The sequence below is a fragment of the Pseudoflavonifractor sp. HNCC25GI2 genome, assembly GCF_058136395.1.
In genome coordinates this window covers 160,772-185,364 of sequence record NZ_JBYUOW010000001.1, presented here as the reverse complement: position 1 = coordinate 185,364, position 24,593 = coordinate 160,772, and the positions used below count along the sequence as shown (strand labels likewise).

Below are 24,593 nucleotides of genomic sequence, written 5' to 3'. Positions count from 1 at the left end.
TAGGAGTATGAAGCATATGAGAACAAAACGAGTGTTGTCCGCACTGCTGGCCCTCGCGCTCCTGGCCGCCCTTACGGTGGTCCCCGGCAGTGCTGCCGCCACCTCCTCCTTCAGCGACATTACCGACAGCGCCACCGCCGTCAACGCGGATGTGCTGCGGCTGATGGGCGTGGTGGACGGTGTGGGCGGAAACCGCTTTAACCCCAACGGAAACCTGACCCGGGCGGAGTTCTGTACCATGGTGGTGAACTTCATGGGAAAGGGAGACGAGGTGCCTCTCCATGCCACCCGGACCATCTTTACGGACGTCACCGCCGAGCACTGGGCTCTGGGCTATGTGAACCTGGCCGCCTCCCTGACGGTGGGAACGGAGGAGAACAAGTCCTCCCTCATCACCGGTGTGGGCGACGGACGCTTTGAGCCCGACTCTAAAATCAGCCTGGCCCAGGCGGCCACCATCCTCATCCGGGTGCTGGAGTACAGCAGCCAGCAGGCGGGTGCCGTGTGGCCCCAGAGCTACATGAATCTGGCCCAGGCCATCGGCCTCACCGACGGCGTGACCGCCGGTACCTACGACAACATCACCCGGGCGCAGGCGGCCCAGCTCTTTGCCAATGCTCTGCGCTGCAAGACCGGGTCCGGCACCGTCTACTACCAGACCCTGGGCGACAAGGCCCCCAAGGAGAACGTGGTCATGCTGGCGGTGGGCGTCGCCAGCGATGACGGCACCGACAACGGTGCCATCCGTACCTCCGACGGCACCTACCTGCCCCAGGCGGAAGGGGCCCGTCCCGCTGCCCTCCAGGGCCGCCGGGGCGCCCTGGTGCTCAACGACAAGAAGGAAATTGTTACCTTCGTGCCCGACGACAGCACCTCCGTCACCATCACCCTCTCCGGCGACGCCCAGCCCACCTACGTGAAGTCGGGCGGCACCCAGTACACTATCTCCAGCTCCACCACCGTCTACACCGCGGACAAGGTGGAGGGAGATACCTATCTCAACGTCTACGGCTCTCTGAAGTCCGGCACCCAGCTCACCCTGTTCTCCGAGCGGGGCAAGGTGGTGGCCATCTATGCCAGCGGCGCTACCAGCTCCTCCACCGACGCGGTGGTGGTGATGGGCAGCCCCAGCGTGGCTACGTTCCACCAGCTCACCGGCGGCGCCACCAACTTCACCATCCAGAAGAACCGTCAGACCATCTCCATGTCCGGCATTCAGCCCTACGACGTGGTGACCTATGACGCCATGACCAACACCCTGGTGGTGTCCGATCTGCGGCTGAACTGCATCTATGAGGATGCCTCCCCCAACGCCAAGGCCCCTGAGAAGATCCGCATCCTGGGCCATGACTTTGAGGTGCTGGAGAGCGCCTGGGATGCCATCGGCCAGTTCTCCCTGGGCAGCAACGTGACGCTGCTCCTCACCGCTGACGGCAAGGTGGCCGGCATGGCCAAGCCCTCCGGGCAGGTTCGCTCCAATGCCCTGGGTATTGTGACCAGCAGTACCGCGGTCCAGATGTTCCTGCCCAACGGCGGCACCGTTGAGCTCACCGGAAGCAAGAGCGACCTGAGCAAGCTGACGGATAACCTGATCAATGTGACCTCCAGTGCCCGGGACCGCATCAACGGCAGCCGTCTCTCCTCCGGTTCCATCCCCGGTAACTTCGAAGTGGGCAGCATGAAGCTGGGCAGCTACACGGTGGCAAACGGCGTGCGCATCTTTGAGCAGGTGGGCTCCGCGGTCACCGCTGTGGACCTGACCGGTCTTGGAGGCTCCGTGGCGGCCAAGGACATTGAGGCCTATCACCTCGATTCCTCCAACCAGGTGGACTACATCGTTCTGAAAGCCGTCACTGGCGACGCCTATACCTACGGCATCCTTCGGGCCGGCGAGCAGCCCGGCGGCAGCGGCGAGATGACCTACACCAACCGCACCGTCGCCGTGGAGAACCACAGCGGAGCGGGCACCGCGCTGATTACCGGCTATGCCTTCAAGGACGGCGGCTTCGGCGGCGTGGTCAAGGGTTACGGCGAGCTGGATGGCCTGGCCAAGGCGGCCTCGGTCATCGAACTGACCGAAATCAAGAACGTCTCCTCCGGTGACATCTTTGTCAGCCAGGGCGTCACCTATGTGAATGCCGGCGGCAAGACCTACCGGGTGGCCGACGACGTGGAGTGCTACAAGCAGGCCACCAAGGAGTGGTTCAAGCAGGAGAGCGGCGCCGACCGGCTGGCCGCCTGCAAGGCCTTCTCCAACGACCTGACCATCTATGTGGATCCCATCGGCGAAAAGGTCCGCATTGTGGTGGCCAAGTAATCCCAATACGTTCCCATTCCCTTTCTTCGACAGCACAGCGGGGGCGGTCCATTTGGACCGCCCCCGCTGTGCATTTCATATGCGTTTGAATTTGGTTATTTGGTTCTCAGGAGGAAGCGGATGCAGCGCTGTCCACCGGCAGAGGTCCGGTAAAGGAGAAGGGGAACCGGCCGGGGCCGCACAGGGCGGCCATCTCCTCCCGCCGGTCCTCAAAAATCGGGTCGGTTACGCCGTAAATCTGCCAGCCGGCCTCCTTGGCGGCGGCGCAGTACACCGGGGAGTCGTCAAAGAGAACGCAGTCCTCCGGCTTTTCCCCGCAGACCGCGGCGGCCCGGCGGAAGAGCTCCGGGTCCCGCTTGTCCGCACCCAGACTGGCGGTGGTGAGCACCCGCTCCAGCAGGGGCTCCAGCCTGTGGCGGCGGAGGGCCGCCTCGCACAGGGAGGGCATGCAGGAGGTGAGCAGGGCGCAGCGGATCCCAGCCTGGTTGGCCCGCTCCAGAAAGTCCCGGGCCCCCGCCTTCAGTGGAAGGGTGTTGGCATAGGCGTCCTGAGCCATGGTGTGCCAGGTGTCCACAATCTCTTCCGGGGTGAGGGGAAGGGAGAAGTAACGGCGGGTGTACTCCGCCGCCTCGCTGAAGGCGTGGTGGGTCACATACTCGGTGTAATCCTCCGGAACGGGAGAAATGCCGTGCCGGCCCAGAAAGTCGATATCGATGTCCAGCCAGATGCCGTTGGAGTCCAGCAGCGTGCCGTCCAAGTCAAAAAAATACATGTCAGTCCTCCGTGTAAAACCGCCAGGGGAAGTCCACTGCCTCCTGGGCGTAGTCAATGCCGATGCGCTTGCCGGTACAGATGTGCTCCGGGGCGGGCCCGCCGCAGACATAGAGCGGCCCGGTGGGGTCCGTGAGGTCCAGGCCGTTCTGCTCCCGGGTCAGGAGCAGCCCGCGGCACAGCTTTCCGGGACCGTTGAGAAAGTTTTTGCGCTGATAGGCGCTCATGTGGGCCATCTTGCATCCAAAGCGGTTTTTTGCTATAATGTCCCCGTTTGACACTACCCGTACCCCACGGATGAGCACCGCGCAGGGCTCACCCTCCGGCTCGGTGACAAAGTTGAGACAGTGGTAGATGCCGTAGATAAAGTAGATGTAGGCGGTGCCCGGCGGGGCGAAGAGGGTCTCTGTGCGGGGCGTGTGCTTATAGCCGTAGGCGTGGCAGGCCTTGTCAATGGGCCCCACATAGGCCTCCGTCTCCGTGATGGCGCACACCAGCCGTTCTCCGTCCGGCAGCACACGGACAATCTGCTTGCCCAGCAGCTCCCGGGCTACCGTCAGGGTGTCCCGGTCATAAAAGGCGCGGGGAAGTATGTCCACAAAAGCCACTTCCAGTGTCCGGCCTCACAGCCGGTGTTTGCGCATTATCATATCATAGTTTGTCCCTATTTTTCAATCAGGAGTTGAATGTCCATGTCTCCCAGGACCATGCACATGCTGGCAAAGCCCATGCTCTTTGCCGCTGCCCTTATCTGGGGCACGTCCTTCTTTATCATGAAAAATGCCCTGGACGCGGTGCCAGTTTTCTTCCTGCTGGCCATCCGGTTTACCGCCGGAGCGGTGCTGCTGGCCCTGGTGTGCGCCCGGCGCTGGAAGGCCTTTACCCCCGACTACCTGTGGCGGGGGGCCATTATGGGGGGCTTTTTGTGTCTGGCTTACTCGGTGCAGACCTTTGGACTGTCCATGACCACCCCCTCCAAGAACGCCTTTCTCACGGCGGTCTACTGTGTTCTCGTCCCCTTCCTCACCTGGGCAGTGGTGAAGAAGCGCCCCGACCGGTATAACATCGCCGCCGCTCTACTGTGCGTCACCGGCGTGGGCCTGGTTTCCCTCAATGAGCAGCTGTCCATCAACACCGGTGACCTCCTTACCCTGGTGTGCGCAATCTTTTACGCCAGCCATATTGTGGCGGTGGAGAAGGTGTCGCCCGGGAAGGACATCACTCTGCTCACCGTCTTCCAGTTTGCCTTTGCGGGGCTGTTTGCCTGGATTGGGGGAGCGCTCACCGAGACCTTCCCCGCTCAGGCCCTGACCGATCCCCAGGTGTTCCTGCCCCTTCTGTACCTGTGCGTCATGGCCACCACTGTGGCCCTGCTGTTCCAGAATGTGGGCCAGGTGTGGTCCGACCCCGCCTCCGCCTCGGTTATCCTCTCCCTGGAGTCGGTGTTTGGTGTGCTGTTCTCGGTCATCTTCTACGGCGACCCGGTGACGCCCCGGCTGCTCATGGGCTTCGTCCTCATCTTTGTGGCCGTGGTGTGCTCGGAGACCAAGTTCTCCTTCCTCCGCCGCTTCTCCCGCCCCCAGCTGAGTGAGGCGGAAAAATAAGCGCTGTCCCCCTGTGCCCGCGGCCTCGGCCACGGGCCTGTTTTTTTGTTTTTATAAAAGAAAATAAAAAATAAAATTAAAGCTTGACTTTAATAATATTAAAGTTTATAATGCAGATACAAGAAAGGAGGGAGCGCGATGTCCCTGGAGGTGCTGCCCGAGTGGATGGCGGGCCTGGAAGAGGAGGATGTGGTGTTCATCAAAAAGTTCATTTTGGCCTCCGGATCTCTGAAGGAGGTAGCCGCCCAATACGGGGTGACCTATCCCACGGTGCGCCTGCGGCTGGACCGGCTGATCCAGAAGATTAAGATTGGTGAGGACACCGCCGCCGACCCCTATATCGCCACGATCAAGCGATTGGTGGTCAATGAGAAACTGGACTTTGACACCGCCAAGGTGCTCATATCCGAGTATAAGAAAACCCGGCATTCGCCGGAGCTGTAAGCGAGGAGGAGACGAGAGATGAACATGCTGCTGTCGGCTGTTGGAGTCAGCCTGATATTCGGAATTTTTATGCTGCTGGTGCCCATTGCCCTGCTGGTGGTGCTCCAGGTGTGGCTGTGCAAGAAGAGCCTGAAGCTGGGGCTGATCCTTCCCATTCTGTCCTTCCTGCTGTCCCTGCTTATGGTGCTCAGTCTGGGTACCATCCAGACCGTGTCCACTGGAGGGAGCTATCTGGTGACTGAGGACGGCACCTACATCGAGGTTCCCGCCCAGGAGGGGGGACACCACCAGGAGGAGCACCATGTGGGCCTTACCCCCGGCGCGGTGGGCGCCCTGGTGGGACTGTTTCTGGTGGGAAATATCCCCACGGTGGTTTTTGGCGGCATCTGGCTGCACTACAAGAACCGTCGGGATTTTCAGGATGACTTGAAGAAGATGAAAATAGAGGATTTGGAGTAAGAAAGGAGTCTGCTTGTTATGTCCAACGAGGCTGCAATGGTCGTGTTTGTTCTGGCTCTGGCGCTGCAGATCTGTGTCTCCGGCATGGGGCCCATCTGGGCGGGGCTGGTTATTCCCGCGCTGTACGGGAGCCTGATGGGGGTGACGGTGCTGGGCTATTATCAGGCCTTCGGCGCCTGGCCCCTCCGCATGGACGAGGTGCTGGTGCAGGGTGGCCTGCCCGTCCTGGCGCTGTTGGTGGTGTGGCTTGGGGTACAGTACTGGAAAAGCCGCTGCCATACCCGGGCCGGACACGGACCAGCCAAGGTGGAAGACCTGGAATAAAGAACAAGAGCCGCCAGAAGGGTGCACTTCCGGCGGCTTTTCTTCTGTGTGAATATCTGAAACCTGTCAGCGCTGGGGACTGCCCGACCCGGCGCCCAAATAAACCAAACCCGGCGGCCAATTTTAGAATCGGCCACCGTTTTTTTCTGTGCATCTATGTAAAAAAGGGAGAAAAAACGAAGTTTTTTCCAGAGGTTCTTTTTGATTCTTTTTCTTTCAAGAAAAAGAATCCACAACCCTCTTCACGCCACCGCCCTCACACCTCCCACCCGGCACAGGTCGGCGGGGCGGGTGAGGTCGGGACTTTTGTCCAGGGTGACCGCGCCGCACTCCTCCAGCAGTCCGGCCACGAACTGGGAGCAGAAGAAGTGGTGCCGCCGCCGAAGGGGCAGGTTGACGAAGCATCCCAGGACGCCCAGCAGGTTGTAGTGATAGCGCTCCCGCTGGCCGTACATGCAGGCGAGCCGCCGCCGGAGCCGTCGGTAGACGTCCTCGGACACCTTCAACTCATAGAGCCGGCAGGGCATTTCCGCGCCCCGTTCCGCGGCGGGAGCCTCCTCCACCAGTCCGGCGGGGAGGGCCAGATGGGGGTGCTTCCGGGCAAAGCTGTAAAAAGGGCCGTCCGGGCCGTCCAGGCCGATGGAAGCGTGGGTGTAGCTGTCCTGGGTGGCCAGGTGGATGAGCCGGGAGAACCAGGTCCCGGACCGGGTGAGAAGAATGTAGACCGTGCGCTCCGCCATGGAGGGCGCCTCCCTTCTGTTTTATGCCTCCATGGTATCAGCGCCGGCCTAAACTGCGGTAAAGGACAGATTAAAATTCCCCTAAGATTTCATTGATTTTGAGACTGCATTCTGCCGCCTCGTTGCAATCTTCTGGGGATTTTGCTATAATATATCATCTATGAGTATGTCCGCCGTTCCGCGGCGGTGACGGCCCGGTCCCGGGCGAGATTGAGGTGTGTCTGTTGTATCTGAAAGCATTGGAAATTCAGGGCTTCAAGTCCTTCCCCGACAAGACGGTGCTCACCTTTGGCGAGGACATCACCGCCATTGTGGGCCCCAACGGCTCGGGCAAGTCCAACATCTCCGACGCCATCCGCTGGGTGATGGGGGAGCAGTCTACCCGGGCCCTCCGGGGCGGCAAGATGGAGGACGTGATCTTCGGCGGCACCGCCAAGCGCAAGCAGACGGGCTACGCCGAGGTGTCCCTGGTGCTGGACAACACCTCCCACCTCTTTGACATGGAGGAGTCGGAGGTGATGGTCACCCGGCGGTACTACCGCTCGGGGGAGAGCGAGTACTACATCAACCGTCGGTCCGTCCGCCTGAAGGACGTCAACGAGCTGTTTATGGACACGGGCCTGGGCCGGGAGGGCTACTCCATCATCGGCCAGGGCAAAATTGACGAAATCCTCTCCGTCAAGTCCTCCGATCGGCGGGAGGTCTTTGAGGAGGCGGCGGGCATCTCACGCTACCGCCACCGCAAGGAGGAGGCCGAGCACAAGCTGGAGCGCACCGACGAAAACCTGGTGCGCATCAACGACAAGATTTCCGAGCTGGAGCTGCAGGTGGAGCCCCTGCGCCAGCAGAGCGAGAAGGCGAAAAAATACCTCATCCTCCGGGATGAGCTGCGGGGTTTGGAGATCTCCGTGTGGCTGGACACCCTGGAGCGCATCCGGGCAGGGAATATCAAGCTGGAGGCCGACTATCAGGAGGCTGTGCGCCAGCGGGAGGAGGCCAAGGTGGCCCAGGAGAAGGCCTACGCCGCCGCCGAGGACTATTCCGCCCAGATGCGGGAGAAGGACGTGGAGGCGGACCGGCTGCGCTTTGAGATGCAGGGCCGGCAGGCCAAAGCCAACGAGCTGGAGTCGGCCATCGCCGTTTTGAAGAGCAGCGTGGAGCACAACCTGGAGTCCGCCCGGCGCATCCAGGCGGACCTGGAGCAGCAGGAGGGCCGGGAGGGCTCCCTGGCCGCCCAGATTGAGCAGCGCCGTACCCGCCTGGAGGAGATTGAGGGCCAGCTGACCCAGGCCCGGGCCAGTCTGGAGGAGCGCAGCCGCCAGGCCCAGGAGGCCGCCCATTCGGCGGGCACCCTGGCTCAGGAGCTGGAGCAGCTGCGTAGCCGGGCGGATCTGGAGAACGCCGACGCCGCCGAGGCCAAGGCCCTGCTCTCCGCCCTGGCCGCCGCCGCCCAGGAGGTGCTGGACCGGGACGAGACGGTGCGCCGGGAGAGCGCTGAGCTGGAGGAGCGCCTGGAGCAGGCCCGGAAGGAGGCCCGTACCGCCCGCCGCCAGTACGACGACGCGGTGGAGGAGCGGGACGCAGCCAAAAACGTGATCAGCGGCTACCAGCTGCGCGCTCAGTCCCGGCAGAAGAAGGCCGAGCAGCTCCGTGAGCGGCAGGTCAAGCTGCAGATGGAGGAAAACGCCCTCACCTCCCGCATCAAGCTCCTCACCGAGATGGAGCAGATGCACGAGGGCTACTCCAAGGCGGTGAAGCTGGTGATGGGGGAGGCCCAGCGGGGCACCCTCAAGAACATCCACGGACCGGTGGCCGACCTTTTGAAGGTACCCGACCGGTACACCGTGGCCATTGAGATCGCCCTGGGCGGTGCTATGCAGAACCTGGTGGTGGACCGGGAGGAGGACGGCAAGGCCGTCATCCAGTATTTGAAGCGCCGGGAGGGCGGACGGGCCACCATTCTGCCCCTGAGCTCCATCCGTCCCGGCACCCTGCGGGAGCGGGAGCGGCTGGCAGGGGAGCCGGGCTTTGTGGGGGTTGCCGACCAGCTGGTCCGCTTTGACCCCAAGTATCAGAACGTATTTTCCAACCTTCTGGGCCGGGTGGCGGTGATGGAGAACCTGGACGCCGCCATCGCGGTGGCCCGGAAGTACGGCTATCAGTTCCGCATTGTCACCCTGGACGGCCAGGTGCTGAACCCCGGCGGATCCATGACCGGCGGCTCGGCCAGCCGGAGCGCCGGCATCCTCAGCCGGGCCAACGAGCTGGAGCGGCTGGGGGAGCAGGCCAAGGGCATCCGGGAGCAGCTCAGTCAGGCCGCCCGGGAGCTGGAGGAGGCCCAGCGGGAGGCCACCGCCTCCGCCTACGAGCTGGAGAGCGCCCAGGGACAGCTGCGGGAGTGGGAGAACGCCATTGTGAAGGCGGAGGCCCAGCTGGCCCACTGTAAGAGCGTGGTGTCCACCCTGGAGGAGCAGGAGGAGAGCCAGAAGGAGGAGCTGGAGGGGCTCAAGGCCCGCTCGGCTCAGATTGAGGCGGATACCCAGAGCGCCAGGGAGCGCATCCAGGCCCTGGAGGGCACCGCTGCCGCCCTGAAGAGCGAGGCTGAGGGCAAGGCCAAGGGCCAGAGCGACCTGCAGGAGCGCTCCGCCCGCATCGCCCAGGAGGTGGCCGAGCTCACCGCCTCCCTGGCCGCCCTGGAGGCGGAGCGGGACGCCACCCGCTCGGGCCTCACGGAACTGGAGGGGCTCAAGGAGAGCATCGCCGGGGACCGGGACCAGAGCCGGGCCCTGGTGGCGGACTACCACAGCAAAAATGAGGGCATCACCCGGGAGATCGGGGAGAAGGAGGCGGCCCTGGAGGCCCTCCGACAGGAGAACCAGACCCGGAACGAGGCCATTTCTCAGCTCAACCAGGAGAAGCTGGAGCTGGAGGGCGAGCGGGTAAAGGCCACCAAGGAGAGCCAGAGCCGCAACGAGGAGCTGCTGCGCATGGAGGGAGAGGTCTCCCGCCTGGAGCAGCGGAAGGTGTCGGCCTCCATGGAGGAGAAGCAGCTGCTGGACAAGCTGTGGGAGAACTACGAGCTGTCCCACGAGGCGGCCAAGCAGCAGCGTGTGGAGATTGAGTCGGTCCAGAAGGCCAGCCGCCGCATTGCGGAGCTGAAGCGGGCGGTGTCCGCCCTGGGCAACGTGAACGTGGGGGCCATCGAGGAGTTTGACCGGGTCAACGAGCGCTATACCTACCTCACCGACCAGCGGGATGACGTACAGCGGGCCAAGAGCGAGCTGGAGGAGATCATCGCCAACATCACCGGGGAGATGAAGACCATCTTTGCCCGGGAGTTCAAGAGCATCAACGAGGCCTTTGGCCAGACCTTCCTGGAGCTCTTCGGCGGCGGCAAGGCCACCCTGGAGCTGGAGGACCCGGAGGATATCCTGAACTGCGGCATCGAAATCAAGGTCCAGCCCCCGGGTAAGGCCCTGAAAATCATCACCCTTCTCTCCGGCGGCGAGAAGGCCTTTGTGGCCATCGCCCTCTATTTTGCCATCTTGAAGGTTCGGCCCACCCCCTTCGTGGTCATGGACGAGATTGAGGCCGCCCTGGACGACAACAACGTGGTGCGTTTTGCCCGCTATATGCGGTCCATGGCGGAGAAGACCCAGTTTATCGTCATTACCCACCGCCGGGGCACCATGGAGGAGGCCGACGTGCTCTACGGCGTCACCATGCAGGAGCAAGGTGTGAGCCGCATGCTGACCATTAACCTGAACGACGTGGAGAAGGAACTGAACATCCGGTGACGCCGGAGAGCACGTCCGGAAGCGATGGCGCCGGACGTGGCGAGCGGTGTGCCCTGGAGGAGAGGACATCCCAAACCGAAGCCCAGCGCAGCGGGTTCGGTTTGGAGAGGAGGCGCAAGGGAGCGGGCGAGGAATGCCTGACCGGGCGTTCCGAGGCAAAGCGGACTTTGCGCCGACGAAGGAGCAAGGTGTGAGCCGCATGCTGACCATCAACCTCAACGACGTGGAGAAGGAACTGAACATCCGGTGACGCCGGAGAGCACGTCCGGAAGCGATGGCGCCGGACGTGGCGAGCGGTGTGCCCCGGAGGAGGAAGTATCCCAAACCGAAGCCCAGCGCAGCGGGTTCGGTTTGGAGAGGAGGCGCAAGGGAGCGGGCGAGGAATGCCCGACCGGGCGTTCCGAGGTGAAGCGGACTTTGTGCCGACGAAGGAACAAGGTGTGAGCCGTATGCTGACCATCAACCTCAACGACGTGGAAAAGGAACTGAACATCCGGTAAAAACGGTGTGAAATGGGTTTGGAGGTACAACTTGAACGAGGAGAACAACGAAAAGAAGAGCGGCCTGTGGTCCATTGTGGGCCTGGTGGCCCTCATTGTGGTGCTGGCGGTGGGCGTGAAGCTGGTTTTCGCCGGCCTGGAAGCGGCTATCCCCCAGGATAAGACGGGAACCTCTGCCAGCCAGAGCCTGGATGCCAGCACATCCCAGAGCCAGAGCGTAGGGACGGACAGTCCCGCCCCCAGCTACTGCCCCTACTGCGGCGAGAAGCTGAACGACTCCTTCCAGTGGGGACAGTACTGCCCCTACTGCGGGGAGAGCGTAACCCCCTAAAGGAGGAAACCATATGGGCAAACCCTTAAACTGTCTGCGCTGCGGAACACCTATGGTCCTTCTCAAGCGGGAGTATCTTCAGCTGGGCAAGACCGGATGGATTCTGGGGGATCTGGACAACCTGCTCTCCGGAGGACTGGATGTGGACATCCTGACCTGTCCCGGCTGCGGAAAGCTGGAATTTTTCCGAGGGGACTGGTCAGAGTTGGAGGACCCGGAGGGCAGCGGAATTGCCATGACAGCCTGTCCCGCCTGCGGCAAGCGCTATGAGCTGGACAGTCCCAAGTGCCCCTTCTGCGGGGAGAAAAACACCAAGCTGTTTTAAAGGAAGGAATCAGACATCATGGGCTTTTTTGACAAGCTGAAAAAAATCAACATCTTTGCCAGCTTTGGCTCGGAGCTGAACGACGACTTCTACGACGAGCTGGAGGAGTCCCTCATTCTGGCGGACACTGGCATGGACACCACCCTGGAGTTGGTGGAGGAGCTGCGCCGCCGGGTGCGGGAGAAGGGCATCAAGACCCTGGAGGACGCCCGGGCCTGCATGGTGGAGGTTATCGCCGACGCCCTGAACGCGGGCAACGGGGAACTCGATCTGTCCACCACCCCCTCGGTGGTGCTGTTCATCGGAGTGAACGGGGTGGGCAAGACCACCACCATCGGCAAGATCGGTGCCCAGCTGCGGGGGGAGGGCAAGAAGGTCCTCTTCTGTGCCGCCGACACCTTCCGGGCCGCCGCCGCCGAGCAGCTCACTATCTGGGCCGACCGGGCCGGGGTGGACATCATCAAGCAGCACGAGGGGGCCGACCCCGCCGCGGTGGTCTTTGACGCCATGAGCGCCGCCAAGGCCAGAAAGAGCGACGTGGTGCTGGTGGACACCGCCGGACGGCTTCATAACAAGCAGAACCTGATGAATGAGCTGAACAAAATTTCCCGTGTCATTGACCGGGAGCTGCCCGACTGCGCCCGGGAGACCCTGCTGGTGCTGGATGCCACCACCGGCCAGAACGGCCTCATCCAGGCCAAGCAGTTCAAGGAGGCGGCGGGCATCACCGGCATCGTCCTCACCAAGCTGGACGGCACCGCTAAGGGCGGCATTGCCATCACCATCGCCAAGGAGCTGGGCGTGCCCGTGAAGTACGCCGGCGTGGGCGAGGGCATCGACGATCTGAAGCCCTTTGACGCCGCTGATTTTGCCCAGGCGCTCATTTGAGCGGGGTAAGGTGGGTGGATCGGAGGTAAAAGGCGGCAATTGGACGCGCTGCGTTAAAAAACTGCCACAAGAACGGGAAAAATTCCCCGTTTAATTTACATTCTATCCATACATTCTTTGGAAGAACTGTGATACAATATGGAAAAATTTGCGGAGAGGAAGTATTTTATGTCCCGAATTGACGGCCGTACAAACGACCAGCTCCGGCCTATGGAGATCATTCCCAACATTAACAAGTTTGCCGAGGGCTCCTGCCTCATTCGCTGCGGCAACACCCATGTGCTGTGCACCGCCAGCGTGGAGGACAAGCCCCCCCGCCACGTCCCCGAGGGGGAGGGCTGGGTCACTGCCGAGTACTCCATGCTTCCCCGGGCCAACCGGGAGCGCTCCCGCCGGGACATTTCCAAGCTGAAGCTGAACGGCCGCAGCGCCGAAATCCAGCGCCTCATCGGCCGGGCCCTGCGGTCGGTGGTGGACCGGAAAAAACTGGGTCCCTGGAACATCACCATTGACTGCGATGTGCTCCAGGGGGACGGCGGTACCCGTACCGCCTCCATCACCGGCGGCTTTGTGGCCATGATGCTGGCCTTCCGGAAGATGATGGAGGCCGGGCAGCTCAGTGAGTACCCCATCAGCGGCTATGTGGCCGCCGTGTCCGCCGGCGTGGTGGACGACGTGCCTATGCTGGATCTGTGCTATGAAGAGGACTCCTCCGCCATGGTGGATCTCAACTGCGTCATGGACGACCAGGGACGGCTCATTGAAATCCAGGGCACCGGCGAAGGCCGCCCCTTCACCCTGGAGGAGCAGCAGGAGCTGGTAAAGCTGTGCGCCAAGGGTATCCGGGAAATTCAGGCTCTGCAGCGGAAGGTGCTGGAGGAGGGTGTTTGACCATGAAACTGGTGCTGGCCAGCAAGAATAAAAAGAAGCTGGTGGAGCTGGACACCATTCTCTCCCAGCTGGGGGTGGAGGTGTGCTCCGAAGCCGACGCGGGCGTGGACGTGGAGGTGGAGGAGACCGGAACCACCTTTGAAGAAAATTCCCTCCTGAAGGCCAAAGCGGTGATGGAGGCCTCCGGTCTGCCCGCCGTGGCCGACGACTCGGGACTGTGTGTGGACGCCCTGAACGGCGCCCCCGGAGTGTACTCCGCCCGGTACGGCGGGGAGGGGCTGGACGACACCGGCCGCTACCGCCTGCTGCTGGAGAACATGCGGGGCCAGATGCCCCGGACGGCTAAGTTCGTCTCGGTCATCACCTGCTGCTTCCCCAACGGAGATGTGATTTCCGCCCGGGGAGAGTGCCCCGGCACCATCGCCTTTGCCCCCATGGGGGAGGGCGGCTTCGGCTATGACCCGGTGTTCTTTGTACCCTCTCTGAAAAAGACCTTCGCCCAGCTGACGGCGGAGGAGAAAAACGCCATTTCCCACCGGGGCAAGGCCCTGGAAGCCTTCCAGGTGAAGCTGGAGGAATATCTGAAGAATCAGAAATGATACGATTGATGGAGCGTGACAAATGGAACTGACAAGCAAGCAGCGGGCCCAGCTTCGTGGCTTGGCCAACAGCATTGACACCATTTTGATTGTGGGCAAGGACGGCATTGGGGACAACCTGGTCAAGCAGGCCGACAACGCCCTGGAGGCCCGGGAGCTCATCAAGGGCCGGGTGCTGGAGAACTCCATGCTCTCTCCCCGGGAGGCTGCCGAGCAGCTGGCTCCCCTCACCCGCAGCGAGGTGGTGCAGGTCATCGGAACAAAATTTGTTTTGTATCGTCCAAGTCATAACAAGGACAAGAAGGACAAGATTGTACTGGTGGCAGACAAAAAGCGGAAGTAACCCGAGCGCCTGTCCGGAGATGCTGTCCCGCGGGTAGTCCCCCACGGGCAGAAGGAACCTGCGACAAAAATAAAATAAGGTGGTGCCTGTATGAAAATTGGAATCTACGGCGGAACCTTTAACCCTCCCCATCTGGGGCATCTGGCAGCGGCCAGGGCAGCGGTGGCGGCCCTGGGGCTGGATAAGCTGCTGTTTGTGCCGGCGGCGGTGCCGCCCCACAAGGAGCTGCCTCAGGATACCCCGTCGCCGGAGCACCGGCTGGCCATGGTGGAGAAGATGGCTGACGCCATGGCCATGCCCAAGGTGGTGGAAGCTTCGGGGATTGAACTGGAGCGGACCGGGAAAAGCTACACTTCGGAAACGCTGGAGCGCATCCACGAGAAGTATCCGGAGGCGGAGCTGTGGCTGCTGATGGGGACGGACATGTTCCTGACCCTGCACCTGTGGCACGACCCGGCGACCATCCTGCGGCTGGCCGGTATCTGCGCCTTTGGCCGGACGCAGCAGGACGGGGAGGAGCTCTTCGCGCCTCAGCGGGAGTATCTGGCCGAGAAATTTAACGCCCGGGTGACCACCATTACCCTGCCCGATCTGGTGAACATCTCCTCCACCCAGCTGCGGGACCTGCTGGCCCGGGGCGAGGGGCGGGAGTATCTGCCCCCGGCGGTGTACGGATACATTCTCCTGCACAACCTGTACGGCACCCATGCGGATCTCAAGCATCTGGACCTGCCCGAGCTGCGGGCCTGCTCCTACGCCATGATGAAGCAGAAGCGGGTGCCCCATGTGATGGGCGTGGAGGAGGAGGCGGTGCGCCTGGCGGAATTCTGGGGCGCGGACCCCGTATTGGCCCGGCGGGCCGGGATTCTCCACGACTGTACCAAGTACCTGGGGCTGGAGGAACAGCTGGCCCTCTGCGAACAGTACCACCTGGAGCTGGATCCCCTGGAGGAGCAGATGGTAAAGCTGCTCCACTCCAAGACCGGGGCGTGTATCGCCCGGTGGGTTTTTGGAGAACCTGATGAGGTGTACGAGGCCATCTACTGGCACACCACCGCCAAGGCGGATATGACCCTTCTGGAAAAAATCATCTACATGGCCGACTACATAGAGCCGAACCGGGATTTTGAAGGAGTGGATCGCCTGCGCCGACTGTCCTACGAGGACCTGGACAAGGCACTGCTGCTGGGGGTGGAGACCACCATCCAGGAGATGGAGGAACGCCGCCAGCCCATTCACCAAAAGACCATAGAGGCCCGTCAATGGCTGCGCAGCCATGGGGTAACAACAGAGGAAGGAACCGAATGAGTGATTTAAACAGACACGGTAAGCGGGAGCGCTCCCGCAAGGAGAGCTCCCTGGGACGGTATTGGAAGCAGTATAAGGATTGGGTGGCCGGATTGAACCGTGGACAGCGGATTCGTTACCGCTGTCTGCAGGTGGCCACCATTCTGGCCATTGTTGTGATTGTGGTGTGGGCGGTGCTCAGCGCTTGGATTCGCGTACCTGACCTGCCCGACTTTACCCAGGATGCCGATGGAGACGGCGTGTCCGACCTGACCTTCGACGGGGCGGAAGTGCCCGACATTGCCCGCAGCGGGCGCAAGGAGGGCATCTATACCTTCCTGGTAGCAGGACGGGACGTGGCCAGTGGCTCCACGGACACCATTCTGCTGCTCTCCTACGACACCAACAACAAGACCATCAAGGGCCTGAATGTGCCCCGGGACACCATGATCAACACCAGCGCCACCAGCAAGCGCATTAACTCGGTGTATACCCGGAACCGGGGTTCCTCCGACCTGCCCGAGAGTGAGCGGGTGGCTCAGGGCATGAAGGCCCTGGGACAGGAGGTGGCCAAGGTCACCGGTATCACACCGGACTTCTATGTTCTGGTGGAGTGGGAGGCCATCGGCGACCTGGTGAACGCTCTGGGCGGCGTTTACTTTGATGTCCCCTTTGACATGGACTATGACGATCCTTACCAGGATCTTTATATCCATCAGGAGGCGGGCTACCGCAAGCTGGATGGCGACGACGCCATGCAGGTCATCCGCTGGCGGAAGAACAATGATGGAAGCCATTCCGGCGGTGACGTTGCCCGTCTGGAGATTCAGCAGGAGTTTTTGAAGGCAGTGGCCACCGAGTGCCTCAAGCCTTCCACCTTCCTGAAAATTCCCGAGCTGGCCCGGATTTTTACCGAAAAGGTATATACCGACCTGTCTGTGGGTAACATTCTGGCCTTTGCCCAGATGGCCTACGGCATGGACCCGGAGAGCGGAGTGTCCTTTGAGACCGCGCCCATTGCTGATTCCTTCAAGTATAATGGCGCTGCTCTGATTACTCTGGACCCGGAGGGCATTCTGGAGATTGTCAATGACGGGATGAATCCCTACCAGCGTGACATTGAGACCCGGGATTTGCAGCTGGTCTATCGCAACAGCAACGGCAGCTTCGGCGTGACCAACGCGGAGCTGGCGGATCCCAAAATGGGCGGAGGGTCCTCCTCCTCCTCTTCCTCGTCTTCGTCGTCTTCTTCCTCCAGTTCCGACAAGGAGGAGGTGCCGGAAACGCCCGATACGTCGGACACCACCCAGACGGGTGACGGCAGCCAGAGCGGCGGCAGCAGCTCTGAGGGAGGACAGACCGGTGGAGACAGCAGTCAAACCGGCGGTGGAGATACCTCCCAGGGCGGCAGCCAGAGCGGCGGCGGAGATACTTCTCAGGGCGGCGGTCAGACCGGCGGTGACAGCAGTCAAACCGGTGGGGATGGCAGCCAGAGCGGCGGCGGAGATACCTCCCAGGGCGGCGGTCAGACCGGCGGCGACAGCAGTCAGGCCGGCGGCGGCCAGTCGGGAAGCGAGGGACAGGGCGGTTCCCAGTCCGTGAGCAGCAGCTCCGGCGCGGTACAGCCTGACCCCAACCCCAGCGTATCCCAGGGAAGCGAAACCAGCAACTCGGATCATACCGTGGCGGTTCTGCCGGCTCAGCCTGAGCCGGTGCAGCCCGCTGCGTAACGAATGAAAGGAGCGAATACAGTGACTTCCTATGATTTGGCGCTTTTGCTGGCCAAGGCTTTGGACAGCAAGAAGGGACAGGACATCAAGGTGCTCAAGACGCAGGATCTTACCACCTTGTGCGACTATTTTGTCCTGTGTACCGCTACTTCCAACACCCAGATTAAGGCCATGTCCGACGCCTGCGAGGAGGCGGCGGAGAAGCAGGGTGAGCCTGCCCACCACATTGAGGGACACCGGGGCGGCACCTGGCTGCTGATGGATTTCTCCTCGGTGGTGGTCCACGTCTTTACCGACGAGGCCCGGAAGTTCTATGATTTGGAGCGGCTGTGGGGCGACGCCCAGGCGGTGGATCTGACCCAGGTGCTTCAGCCAGAATGACAAAAATCCGGCAAGCAATCAGCTTGCCGGATTTTTTATGGCTTGTTCCGTTTATTTGCCCCGGAGAATGGTCAGGGCTTTGTTGCAGTTTTCCACCACATTGACGGTCTGGCCGCCTCCATACTCTCCGTCGATGGTCCAGTGGAGCGGCTCCTGGCCGGTAATGACCAGCCGGGAGGTCTGGAACTGAATGAGGGAGCCTGGGTCGCCGGGCTTCATGCTCAGAAACGCCTGGAAGCCGTTGGCCACGTCAGCCAGGGTGACAGGCTTTTTCACCAGGTAGACCTCGAACAGGCCGTCGTCCAAAACCACGTTGGAGCTGTTGGGCGGCCGCATGCCACCGATGGACAGGGCGTTGCTTACCATGCCGAAGAAGAAGTCATCCTCGATAACGCCCTGGTCATACTCCACCTTCAGGTGGATGGGGGAGATGGTGGGCAGCGAGGCGATGCCCTCCATCACATAGGCCAGATGGCCGAAGGTCTTTTTCAGGTCCTGAGGAGTGTCGTAGGCCACCTTGGTGAAGGCACCGAAGGCAGCCACATAGACAAAGGGCGTTCCGTTAAGACGGCCGATGTCGATGGGGGTGGGGATGCCGGTTTCGGCAGCAGCCTCAGCCGCCTGACGGGGCACCTTGGACAGGCCGAAGGTGGTGGCGCAGTCGTTGGTGGAGCCGGAAGGAATATAACCCAGTAAAGGAGGGTCTTTCAGATCGATGAGACCGGAAACCGTCTCGCTCAGCGTTCCATCTCCTCCGGCACAGACCACACGGGAGAAGGAGGGACCCAGTTCCCGGGCGATGCGGGTGGCGTCGCCCTTGCTCTGGGTGGGACGGACGGTGACCAGCCAACCGGCCTTGGTAAAGACATCCACAACGGATGACAGCTTTTCCGCCACCTGGCCCTTTCCGGCAGTGGGGTTATAGATAAACAGCAGATTGTCCAAGACGGAGCCTCCTAAACTTTGCGGTGCGCGGCGGGAATGTCCGCCTTTTGAATGATAGGCAGACGGGCGCAGTATCATATTCAGCAGACCTTATTATAGGTTAAAGAAAGGAAAAATCAAGGTAAAATTCATGAATTTTTACCCTTTCTTAATGCCTGACGCGCTGGAATAGAGGAGGGGGTTGCACAGAGCGGAAAAAACGAGTAGAATATGGTGAAAAATTTTTGTCGATGAGGTGACGTTTGTTCTATGAACCGAAGAGCACTGGCCGCGGCCTTCCCGGTGACCATGCCGGTTTTGATGGGCTATCTGGCCATTGGAATGGCCTTTGGACTGATGCTTCAGTCCATCGGATACGGAGTGGGCTGGGCCTTTCTCATGAGCCTGACCATTTACGCCGGATCCGGGCAGTACCTGGGTGTTTCGCTGCTGGCATCGGGAGCGCCGCTGACCCAGGTAGCCTTTCTGACGCTGATGATCAACTTCCGCCATCTGGTCTATGGCCTTTCCATGCTGGAAAAATTTCGGGGCATGGGAATACGTAAGCTCTATATGATGTTTTCCCTCACCGATGAGACCTATGCGCTGCTCAGCTCGGCCAAGGCCCCGGAGGGAGTGGACGAGCATGCCTTCTACTTTTCCGTGGCGCTCCTGGACCATAGCTACTGGATTCTGGGCTCGGTGATTGGTTCCCTGGTGGGGACTGCCCTGGGCTTTGACACCACCGGAGTGGACTTTGCCATGACCGCCCTGTTCCTGGTTATCGCCGTGGGACAGTGGAAGGCCGCGGGCAGCCATCTGCCCGCCCTGCTGGGCATTGCGGCCACGCTGCTGAGCCTGTGGGCTGTGGGTGCGGAGGACATGCTGCTGCCCGCCCTGGGACTCATTATTATGACGTTGGTGGTGCTCCGTCCCAGACTGGATGGCACGGCCGAGAAAACAGAGAAGGAACAGGAGGTGCTCCCATGACATTGACCGTTGGACAGACTCTGGCCTCCATCGCCGTCATGGCGGTGGTCACCTTTCTGACCCGGGCGCTGCCCTTCCTGCTCTTTGATCGGGGCGATCATCCGCCCAAGCTGGTCCTCTATCTGGGCAAGGTGCTGCCTCCCGCCATCATTGCCATGCTCATTGTCTACTGCCTGCGGGGGATGACCTTTTCCGCTCCGGCGGGCTGGGTGCCTTCTGCTCTGGCGGGGGTGACGGCGGTGCTCCTCCACCTGTGGAAGGGCAATGATCTGCTGTCCATCTTCGGGGCCACCGGCCTTTATATGGTGCTGGTTCAGGTGGTCTTTGTCTGAGTTGGGAGGAGAGAAGCCATGGAACAAAACGTATTGATTACCGGGGGCTCCCGGGGCATCGGTGCGGCGGCTGCCCGGCGCTTTGGGGCCTTGGGCTGGAATGTGGCTCTGGGCTGCCGGAGCGGCGCGGATCGGGCCGCAGAGGTGGCCCTGGAGCTGGAGACCCTGGGACGGCGCGCTCTGGTGGTTCAGGGAGACCTGGCTGACCCAAACCAGGCCCAGAGCATGGTGGAGCAGGCGGAGGAGAACCTGGGGCCACTGGACGCTCTGGTATGCTGTGCGGGGATAGCTCTGCCCCAGCAGCTGATCACCGACACCACCGATGAGCAGTGGCGGCAGGTGATGGGCGTGGACCTGGACGGGGTATTCTATACCCTGCGGGCCGCGGTGCCCTTCTTTGTTCGTCGGAAGCGGGGGGCCATTGTCACCGTGTCCTCCATGTGGGGGGTGACGGGCGGTTCCTGCGAGGTGGCCTACTCCGCCGCCAAGGCGGGGGTCATTGGGCTGACCCGGGCTCTGGCCAAAGAGCTGGGGCCCTCCCACATCCGGGTCAACTGCGTGGCGCCTGGTGTAATTGACACGGAGATGAATGCCCACCTTTCTGCGGAGGATCTGGCTGCCCTGGGGGAGGAGACCCCGCTGGGCCGCATCGGTACGCCGGAGGAGGCCGCGGCTGCCATCTGCTTTTTAGCCTCGGAACAGGCGTCCTTTATTACCGGCCAGGTGCTGTCCGCCGACGGAGGCATGGTTATTTAATTGGTAAAATATGGATTGTCAAGAGTGGGAAAACTTGATATAATAAAAACGTTCCTTTTTAAAGCGATATGGTTGAGACAGCGAGATAAAACGCAGGTTTTTTGTGGAAATAGAAGGAAAATTGATTTGGCGGCCTCCGGTATTGCGAAAGAGATACGGAGGCGGGACACATAGAAAGGAGGACCTGCCGTGCGCCGGTCTCAAAGGGGTTACAGCAGCTACCGGGGCCGCCGGACGCTGACGGATGTTTTAAAGATCGTAGCCGCTGTGCTGGGTGTACTTGCTGTGGTACTGCTGGTAGCGGTGTGGATCGGCGGGAAGGATGGACTGCCGCTGAAGCTGCCGGATGTCTCTCAGCAGGACGGAGGGCAGTCCGATGTTTCCGGGGACGGACAGGGGGACGACCAGTCCGGCGGAACCGGGTCGGAAAGCGGCCAGGAGGAACCGGATACCTCCCAGCCTGAACAGCCGGAGGAGCCGGAGCAGGAGAGCGTCATGACGGCGCTGGAATTGCCCATTTCCGCCATTCTGGACGGCACCGCGGCGGCTCAGCTGGAGCAGGCGGGCGCCAACGCCCTGGTGCTCACCATGAAGGATGAGGAGGGCATGCTGGCCTGGAACTCCCAGCAGGCTCTGGCCCAGAGCTATGGCGTCAACGCCGGAGATGAGACGGTTCAGCAGCAGCTGCAGGCCTGGAACCAGGGTGAGGTCTACACCGTGGCGCGGGTGTGCTGCTTCCGGGACAATACCATCCCCTACCACCGCAATGACCTGGCCATGCGGGCCAGCTACGGAAACTGGCGGGATGAGAAGGGCCTTCGGTGGCTGAACCCGGCCAGCGAAGGGGCGCGTGAGTATCTGGCCGGCCTGTGCGGTGAGCTGGCCGCCGTGGGCTTTGACGAGATTCTGCTGGAATGCGCCGGATTCCCCACGGCGGGCTCGGTGGATCGCATTACCTCCGGCGCCGGGGAGCAGGCCCAGGCCGTGTCAGCTTTTGTGGAGCTGGTGGAGCAGGCAGTGGCCCCCTATGGAACGAAAATTTCCCTGCGGGCAGAGGCGGGTACGCTCACCGGTGAGCTGCCGGAGTGCGGCATTACCACCGCGCTGCTGTCCGGCCTGGAAGGCCGAATTTGGATGGCATCGGGTACCGAACCTGCACCGCAGGCCCTGTTGACCCAGGCAGGTGTAACGGACGGCGAAGGGCGTCTGGTGGAGATTGTGCCCCAGCTGGAGCAGGATTCGGCCGTGCCCCAGGCAAAGCTGCTGGATGAAACAACTTGACGGTCTTGCAATTTCCTGGACTGACTTCGTGCAGTCCAGGAAATTTTTTTATGCAGATAATTAAAGGAGGAAAAAAGAAAAATAGACTGAAACGGATAAAAACTTAAAAAATGAGTAAAAAAGAATGATGACGCATAAAAAAGAAAAGTAAGATGGTGAAATGAGGCCTGAAGATGGATAATGATGGCGAAAGAAGCGGAAAATAGCGCTTGCATTTAAGGGGAATATCAAATAAAATAGGCCGTAGATAACGATTTAAATTGATAGAAGAATCTGCGATGAAGCAGAGGAAGGAACTAGAACTAAAGGTGGTGAGGATTATGGCAGTAGAGGCCATTCAAAAGGTGACCCAGGTGGAGCAGGAAGAGAAGCGGCGCAAGGATGCGGCTGCGGCGGAAAACAAGCAAAAGCTTCAGAACGCCCAGCGTGACGCCCAGCGTCTGCTGGAGCAAGCCCGGGCCCAGGCGGAGGCCAAGAACCGAACGGTGCTGGCCCAGGCGGAGGCTGAGGCGGCCCAGGAGGCCCAGCAGCTGATGGAAGAGGCCGGCCGGGCATGTGAGAAAATGAAGGAGAGTGCCCGCCAGCGGCTGGACCAGGCGGCACAGTTGATTGTAGAAAAGGTTGTGAATCGCTGATGGCCATCGTCAAAATGAAGCATTTGCGGCTGGTTGCCATGAGGGAGAACCGGGATACCCTTCTCCGTCTGCTCCAGCGCATGGGCTGCGTGGAGATTGATGAACCGTCGGTGGACGAGAGCGACCCGGTGTGGGCGGGGCTGACCCGGCCCGGTACCGGGGGCCTGTCCGAGGCCCGGGATCGGCACAGCGCCGTGGAACGGGCACTGGCGGTGCTCAAGCGGAGCGCTCCGGCCAAAGAGAGTCTGCTGAAGCCCCAGCCGGGGCTGACGGAGGGAGAGCTCTTTGACGAGCGGGCGGCCGAGGCCGCACTCCGGGAGGCGGAGGAGATCAATGAGATGGACCGCCGTCTCAGTACCATCCACGCGGAAGAAACCAAACTGCTCGCTCAGAAAGGAGCTCTGGCTCCCTGGCTGAGCCTGGACCTGCCTCTGGACACCCAGTCCACGGGACAGGTGGTCATTCAGCTGGGCACGCTGCCCGCCAACGTACCCTTCGCCCAGGCGGAGGGAGAGGTGCTGGCGGCAGGAGATCTGTCCCAGCTCACCCTGGTCTCCACCGATCGGGAGCAGCAGTATCTGCTTCTGGTGTGCCATGTGAGCCAGAGTGAGGCGGTACTCCAGACGGTGAAGGACCTGGGCTGGTCCCGGGCCAACCTCCGCGACTGGAGCGGCACGGCGGCGGAGAACACCGCCCAGCTGGACAAGGAACTGGAGCAGCTGGCCCAGGAGGCCGCCGCTCTGGAGGAGAAGCTCTCCGGCATGGGGAATTGCCGGGCGGATCTCCGGCGGCTGGCCGACCGCACCGCGGTGGAGGTCAGCCGGGAGGAATCCCGGAGCCATCTGCTGGACACCGGACAGACCTTCTACCTGGAGGGCTGGGTGCCGGCGGAAAACTGGCCCAGCCTGCAGAAGGCCATCTCCCCCTACCCCTGTGCCTGGGAGGTCACCGACCCCTCGGAGGACGAGTACCCCAGCGTGCCGGTGAAGCTGAAAAACAACTGGTTCACCCGGCCGCTGAACATGGTCACGGAGATGTACTCCCTGCCGGCCTACGGCTCGTTGGATCCCAACCCCCTCATGGCCCCCTTCTTCATCCTGTTTTACGGGATTATGATGGCGGACATGGGCTACGGCCTCATTATGATGCTGGCCTCGGTGGTGGTGCTGACCAAGAAAAAGCCCAAGGGTGGCATGGCCCACTTCTTCGGACTGCTGGGCCTGTGCGGCGTGAGTACCTTTATCATGGGTATTCTGACCGGCGGCTTCTTCGGCGACTTCCTGACCCAGATCAGTACCCTTATTAACCCGGACAATCCCATTACGCTGCCCGCCCTCTTTACCCCCCTTAATGACACCATGATGATTCTGGTGGGGGCCATGTGTCTGGGCGCTGTGCAGATTATCACCGGTATGGCCATCAGCTTCTATAAGAAGCTGCGGGACGGCCAGGTGATGGATGCCATCTGGGAAGAGCTGACCTGGTGGATTGTGTTTGCCGGCGCGGCGCTGGCCATCCTGGGCATCACCAATGTGGTGCTGATCGTGGGCGGCGTCATGGTGCTGGTGGGATCCGGCTGGAACGCCAAGGGCTTCGGCAAGGTGACGGCCGTGTTCGGCTCCCTCTATAACCATGTGACGGGCTACTTCGGCGACATCCTGTCCTACTCCCGTCTGATGGCCTTGATGCTGGCCGGCTCGGTCATTGCCCAGGTGTTCAACACCCTGGGCGCCATCCCGGGGAACGTTATCATCTTCCTGATCATTTCCCTGGTGGGCAACACGTTGAACTTCGCGCTGAACCTGCTGGGCTGCTATGTGCACGACCTGCGTCTTCAGTGTCTGGAGTACTTCGGCAAGTTTTATCAGGACGGCGGAAAGCCTTTCCGGCCCCTGTCCTGGAATACCAAATATTACGACATTGTAAAAGAATAAAAGGAGGACA

The 24,593-nt window shown here is 61.5% G+C and carries 25 protein-coding genes; 21 read left to right on the top strand and 4 right to left on the bottom strand.

All coding sequences use genetic code 11. The features are described 5' to 3' along the window. Positions 1-16 precede the first annotated feature (16 nt). The gene (locus AC3YUO_RS00840; protein WP_489961153.1) at positions 17-2,317 is read left to right on the top strand and encodes an S-layer homology domain-containing protein; all 2,301 of its coding nucleotides are present in this window, start codon (positions 17-19) and stop codon (positions 2,315-2,317) included. Positions 2,318-2,423: 106 nt separating this feature from the next. Here AC3YUO_RS00840 and AC3YUO_RS00835 read toward each other — a convergent pair whose 3' ends face one another. Together AC3YUO_RS00835 and AC3YUO_RS00830 are read right to left on the bottom strand one after the other, a co-directional pair. Next, positions 2,424-3,089 carry an HAD family hydrolase gene (locus tag AC3YUO_RS00835; protein ID WP_489961152.1) on the bottom strand — a complete coding sequence of 222 codons (666 nt, stop codon included), beginning with the start codon at positions 3,087-3,089 and terminating at the stop codon, positions 2,424-2,426. 1 nt (position 3,090) lies between these two features. After that, positions 3,091-3,687, bottom strand: a complete 597-nt coding sequence (locus AC3YUO_RS00830) for a DNA-3-methyladenine glycosylase (RefSeq protein WP_489961151.1) — start codon at positions 3,685-3,687, stop codon at positions 3,091-3,093. A gap of 93 nt (positions 3,688-3,780) precedes the next feature. Here AC3YUO_RS00830 and AC3YUO_RS00825 point away from each other — a divergent pair, with 93 nt between their 5' ends. The 4 genes from AC3YUO_RS00825 to AC3YUO_RS00810 all read left to right on the top strand — a co-directional run bounded on the left by AC3YUO_RS00825 (position 3,781) and on the right by AC3YUO_RS00810 (position 5,919). Beyond that, the gene (locus AC3YUO_RS00825) at positions 3,781-4,692 is read left to right on the top strand and encodes a DMT family transporter (RefSeq protein ID WP_489961150.1); all 912 of its coding nucleotides are present in this window, start codon (positions 3,781-3,783) and stop codon (positions 4,690-4,692) included. Between the two features lie 138 nt (positions 4,693-4,830). Beyond that, positions 4,831-5,136: a DUF2089 family protein gene (locus tag AC3YUO_RS00820; RefSeq protein WP_118640725.1), complete on the top strand. Its 306-nt coding sequence runs from the start codon at positions 4,831-4,833 to the stop codon at positions 5,134-5,136. Positions 5,137-5,154: 18 nt separating this feature from the next. After that, on the top strand, positions 5,155-5,595 hold the full coding sequence (locus AC3YUO_RS00815) for a hypothetical protein (RefSeq protein WP_489961149.1): 441 nt from the start codon (positions 5,155-5,157) through the stop codon (positions 5,593-5,595). 18 nt (positions 5,596-5,613) lie between these two features. After that, on the top strand, positions 5,614-5,919 hold the full coding sequence (locus AC3YUO_RS00810) for a hypothetical protein (RefSeq protein WP_489961148.1): 306 nt from the start codon (positions 5,614-5,616) through the stop codon (positions 5,917-5,919). A 242-nt stretch (positions 5,920-6,161) separates the two neighbouring features. Here AC3YUO_RS00810 and AC3YUO_RS00805 read toward each other — a convergent pair whose 3' ends face one another. After that, a complete protein-coding gene (locus AC3YUO_RS00805) occupies positions 6,162-6,659 on the bottom strand; it encodes a hypothetical protein (RefSeq protein WP_489961147.1) in 498 nt (165 codons plus the stop codon). Between the two features lie 215 nt (positions 6,660-6,874). Between AC3YUO_RS00805 and smc the strand changes: the two genes are divergently transcribed. The 10 genes from smc to rsfS all read left to right on the top strand — a co-directional run bounded on the left by smc (position 6,875) and on the right by rsfS (position 17,731). Then, positions 6,875-10,456, top strand: a complete 3,582-nt coding sequence (smc, locus tag AC3YUO_RS00800; protein WP_489961146.1) for a chromosome segregation protein SMC — start codon at positions 6,875-6,877, stop codon at positions 10,454-10,456. A 531-nt stretch (positions 10,457-10,987) separates the two neighbouring features. Then, complete coding sequence (locus AC3YUO_RS00795; protein ID WP_489961145.1) at positions 10,988-11,287, top strand: zinc ribbon domain-containing protein; 300 nt, start codon at positions 10,988-10,990, stop codon at positions 11,285-11,287. Positions 11,288-11,300: 13 nt separating this feature from the next. Beyond that, a complete protein-coding gene (locus AC3YUO_RS00790; protein WP_489961144.1) occupies positions 11,301-11,612 on the top strand; it encodes a hypothetical protein in 312 nt (103 codons plus the stop codon). Positions 11,613-11,630: 18 nt separating this feature from the next. Then, positions 11,631-12,500 (top strand): signal recognition particle-docking protein FtsY, encoded by an 870-nt coding sequence (gene ftsY / locus AC3YUO_RS00785; RefSeq protein WP_489961143.1) that lies wholly within the window; start codon positions 11,631-11,633, stop codon positions 12,498-12,500. A 168-nt stretch (positions 12,501-12,668) separates the two neighbouring features. Continuing rightward, complete coding sequence (gene rph, locus AC3YUO_RS00780; protein WP_489961142.1) at positions 12,669-13,391, top strand: ribonuclease PH; 723 nt, start codon at positions 12,669-12,671, stop codon at positions 13,389-13,391. Positions 13,392-13,393: 2 nt separating this feature from the next. After that, positions 13,394-13,990, top strand: a complete 597-nt coding sequence (locus AC3YUO_RS00775) for an XTP/dITP diphosphatase (protein ID WP_489961141.1) — start codon at positions 13,394-13,396, stop codon at positions 13,988-13,990. Positions 13,991-14,012: 22 nt separating this feature from the next. Continuing rightward, positions 14,013-14,333 (top strand): ribosome assembly RNA-binding protein YhbY, encoded by a 321-nt coding sequence (gene yhbY, locus AC3YUO_RS00770; protein ID WP_489961140.1) that lies wholly within the window; start codon positions 14,013-14,015, stop codon positions 14,331-14,333. A 90-nt stretch (positions 14,334-14,423) separates the two neighbouring features. Beyond that, a complete protein-coding gene (gene nadD, locus AC3YUO_RS00765) occupies positions 14,424-15,641 on the top strand; it encodes a nicotinate (nicotinamide) nucleotide adenylyltransferase (RefSeq protein WP_489961139.1) in 1,218 nt (405 codons plus the stop codon). Then, a complete protein-coding gene (locus AC3YUO_RS00760; protein WP_489961138.1) occupies positions 15,638-17,350 on the top strand; it encodes an LCP family protein in 1,713 nt (570 codons plus the stop codon). The genes nadD and AC3YUO_RS00760 overlap by 4 nt, the downstream gene beginning before the upstream one ends. A gap of 21 nt (positions 17,351-17,371) precedes the next feature. Next, positions 17,372-17,731 carry a ribosome silencing factor gene (rsfS, locus tag AC3YUO_RS00755; protein WP_489961137.1) on the top strand — a complete coding sequence of 120 codons (360 nt, stop codon included), beginning with the start codon at positions 17,372-17,374 and terminating at the stop codon, positions 17,729-17,731. 51 nt (positions 17,732-17,782) lie between these two features. Here rsfS and AC3YUO_RS00750 read toward each other — a convergent pair whose 3' ends face one another. After that, the gene (locus tag AC3YUO_RS00750; protein ID WP_489961136.1) at positions 17,783-18,676 is read right to left on the bottom strand and encodes a diacylglycerol/lipid kinase family protein; all 894 of its coding nucleotides are present in this window, start codon (positions 18,674-18,676) and stop codon (positions 17,783-17,785) included. 249 nt (positions 18,677-18,925) lie between these two features. Between AC3YUO_RS00750 and AC3YUO_RS00745 the strand changes: the two genes are divergently transcribed. The 6 genes from AC3YUO_RS00745 (at position 18,926) to AC3YUO_RS00720 (ending at position 24,583) form a co-directional block, all read left to right on the top strand. Continuing rightward, positions 18,926-19,645, top strand: coding sequence for an AzlC family ABC transporter permease (locus AC3YUO_RS00745; RefSeq protein ID WP_489961135.1), 720 nt, complete (start codon positions 18,926-18,928; stop codon positions 19,643-19,645). After that, positions 19,642-19,977, top strand: coding sequence for a branched-chain amino acid transporter permease (locus AC3YUO_RS00740; RefSeq protein ID WP_489961134.1), 336 nt, complete (start codon positions 19,642-19,644; stop codon positions 19,975-19,977). Before AC3YUO_RS00745 ends, AC3YUO_RS00740 begins: the two co-directional genes overlap by 4 nt. An 18-nt stretch (positions 19,978-19,995) precedes the next feature. After that, positions 19,996-20,733 (top strand): elongation factor P 5-aminopentanone reductase, encoded by a 738-nt coding sequence (ymfI, locus tag AC3YUO_RS00735; protein ID WP_489961133.1) that lies wholly within the window; start codon positions 19,996-19,998, stop codon positions 20,731-20,733. A gap of 189 nt (positions 20,734-20,922) precedes the next feature. Then, entirely contained in the window at positions 20,923-22,014 is a 1,092-nt protein-coding gene (locus AC3YUO_RS00730; RefSeq protein ID WP_489961132.1) for a putative glycoside hydrolase, read from the top strand. A 320-nt stretch (positions 22,015-22,334) separates the two neighbouring features. After that, on the top strand, positions 22,335-22,649 hold the full coding sequence (locus tag AC3YUO_RS00725; protein ID WP_489961131.1) for a hypothetical protein: 315 nt from the start codon (positions 22,335-22,337) through the stop codon (positions 22,647-22,649). Then, the gene (locus tag AC3YUO_RS00720; RefSeq protein WP_489961130.1) at positions 22,649-24,583 is read left to right on the top strand and encodes a V-type ATP synthase subunit I; all 1,935 of its coding nucleotides are present in this window, start codon (positions 22,649-22,651) and stop codon (positions 24,581-24,583) included. The genes AC3YUO_RS00725 and AC3YUO_RS00720 overlap by 1 nt, the downstream gene beginning before the upstream one ends. Positions 24,584-24,593 lie beyond the last annotated feature (10 nt).

Excerpts from the sequence above, each read along its gene's own strand:
- AC3YUO_RS00815 (WP_489961149.1), top strand. The coding sequence starts at position 5,155 with ATGAACATGCTGCTGTCGGCTGTTGGAGTCAGCCTGATATTCGGAATT.
- ftsY (WP_489961143.1), top strand. The coding sequence starts at position 11,631 with ATGGGCTTTTTTGACAAGCTGAAAAAAATCAACATCTTTGCCAGCTTT.
- AC3YUO_RS00820 (WP_118640725.1), top strand. The coding sequence starts at position 4,831 with ATGTCCCTGGAGGTGCTGCCCGAGTGGATGGCGGGCCTGGAAGAGGAG.
- AC3YUO_RS00720 (WP_489961130.1), top strand. The coding sequence starts at position 22,649 with ATGGCCATCGTCAAAATGAAGCATTTGCGGCTGGTTGCCATGAGGGAG.
- nadD (WP_489961139.1), top strand. The coding sequence starts at position 14,424 with ATGAAAATTGGAATCTACGGCGGAACCTTTAACCCTCCCCATCTGGGG.
- AC3YUO_RS00740 (WP_489961134.1), top strand. The coding sequence starts at position 19,642 with ATGACATTGACCGTTGGACAGACTCTGGCCTCCATCGCCGTCATGGCG.
- AC3YUO_RS00805 (WP_489961147.1), bottom strand. The coding sequence starts at position 6,659 with ATGGCGGAGCGCACGGTCTACATTCTTCTCACCCGGTCCGGGACCTGG.
- AC3YUO_RS00760 (WP_489961138.1), top strand. The coding sequence starts at position 15,638 with ATGAGTGATTTAAACAGACACGGTAAGCGGGAGCGCTCCCGCAAGGAG.
- AC3YUO_RS00840 (WP_489961153.1), top strand. The coding sequence starts at position 17 with ATGAGAACAAAACGAGTGTTGTCCGCACTGCTGGCCCTCGCGCTCCTG.
- yhbY (WP_489961140.1), top strand. The coding sequence starts at position 14,013 with ATGGAACTGACAAGCAAGCAGCGGGCCCAGCTTCGTGGCTTGGCCAAC.
- AC3YUO_RS00775 (WP_489961141.1), top strand. The coding sequence starts at position 13,394 with ATGAAACTGGTGCTGGCCAGCAAGAATAAAAAGAAGCTGGTGGAGCTG.
- AC3YUO_RS00745 (WP_489961135.1), top strand. The coding sequence starts at position 18,926 with ATGAACCGAAGAGCACTGGCCGCGGCCTTCCCGGTGACCATGCCGGTT.
- AC3YUO_RS00825 (WP_489961150.1), top strand. The coding sequence starts at position 3,781 with ATGTCTCCCAGGACCATGCACATGCTGGCAAAGCCCATGCTCTTTGCC.
- AC3YUO_RS00790 (WP_489961144.1), top strand. The coding sequence starts at position 11,301 with ATGGGCAAACCCTTAAACTGTCTGCGCTGCGGAACACCTATGGTCCTT.
- ymfI (WP_489961133.1), top strand. The coding sequence starts at position 19,996 with ATGGAACAAAACGTATTGATTACCGGGGGCTCCCGGGGCATCGGTGCG.
- AC3YUO_RS00725 (WP_489961131.1), top strand. The coding sequence starts at position 22,335 with ATGGCAGTAGAGGCCATTCAAAAGGTGACCCAGGTGGAGCAGGAAGAG.
- rph (WP_489961142.1), top strand. The coding sequence starts at position 12,669 with ATGTCCCGAATTGACGGCCGTACAAACGACCAGCTCCGGCCTATGGAG.
- AC3YUO_RS00835 (WP_489961152.1), bottom strand. The coding sequence starts at position 3,089 with ATGTATTTTTTTGACTTGGACGGCACGCTGCTGGACTCCAACGGCATC.
- AC3YUO_RS00810 (WP_489961148.1), top strand. The coding sequence starts at position 5,614 with ATGTCCAACGAGGCTGCAATGGTCGTGTTTGTTCTGGCTCTGGCGCTG.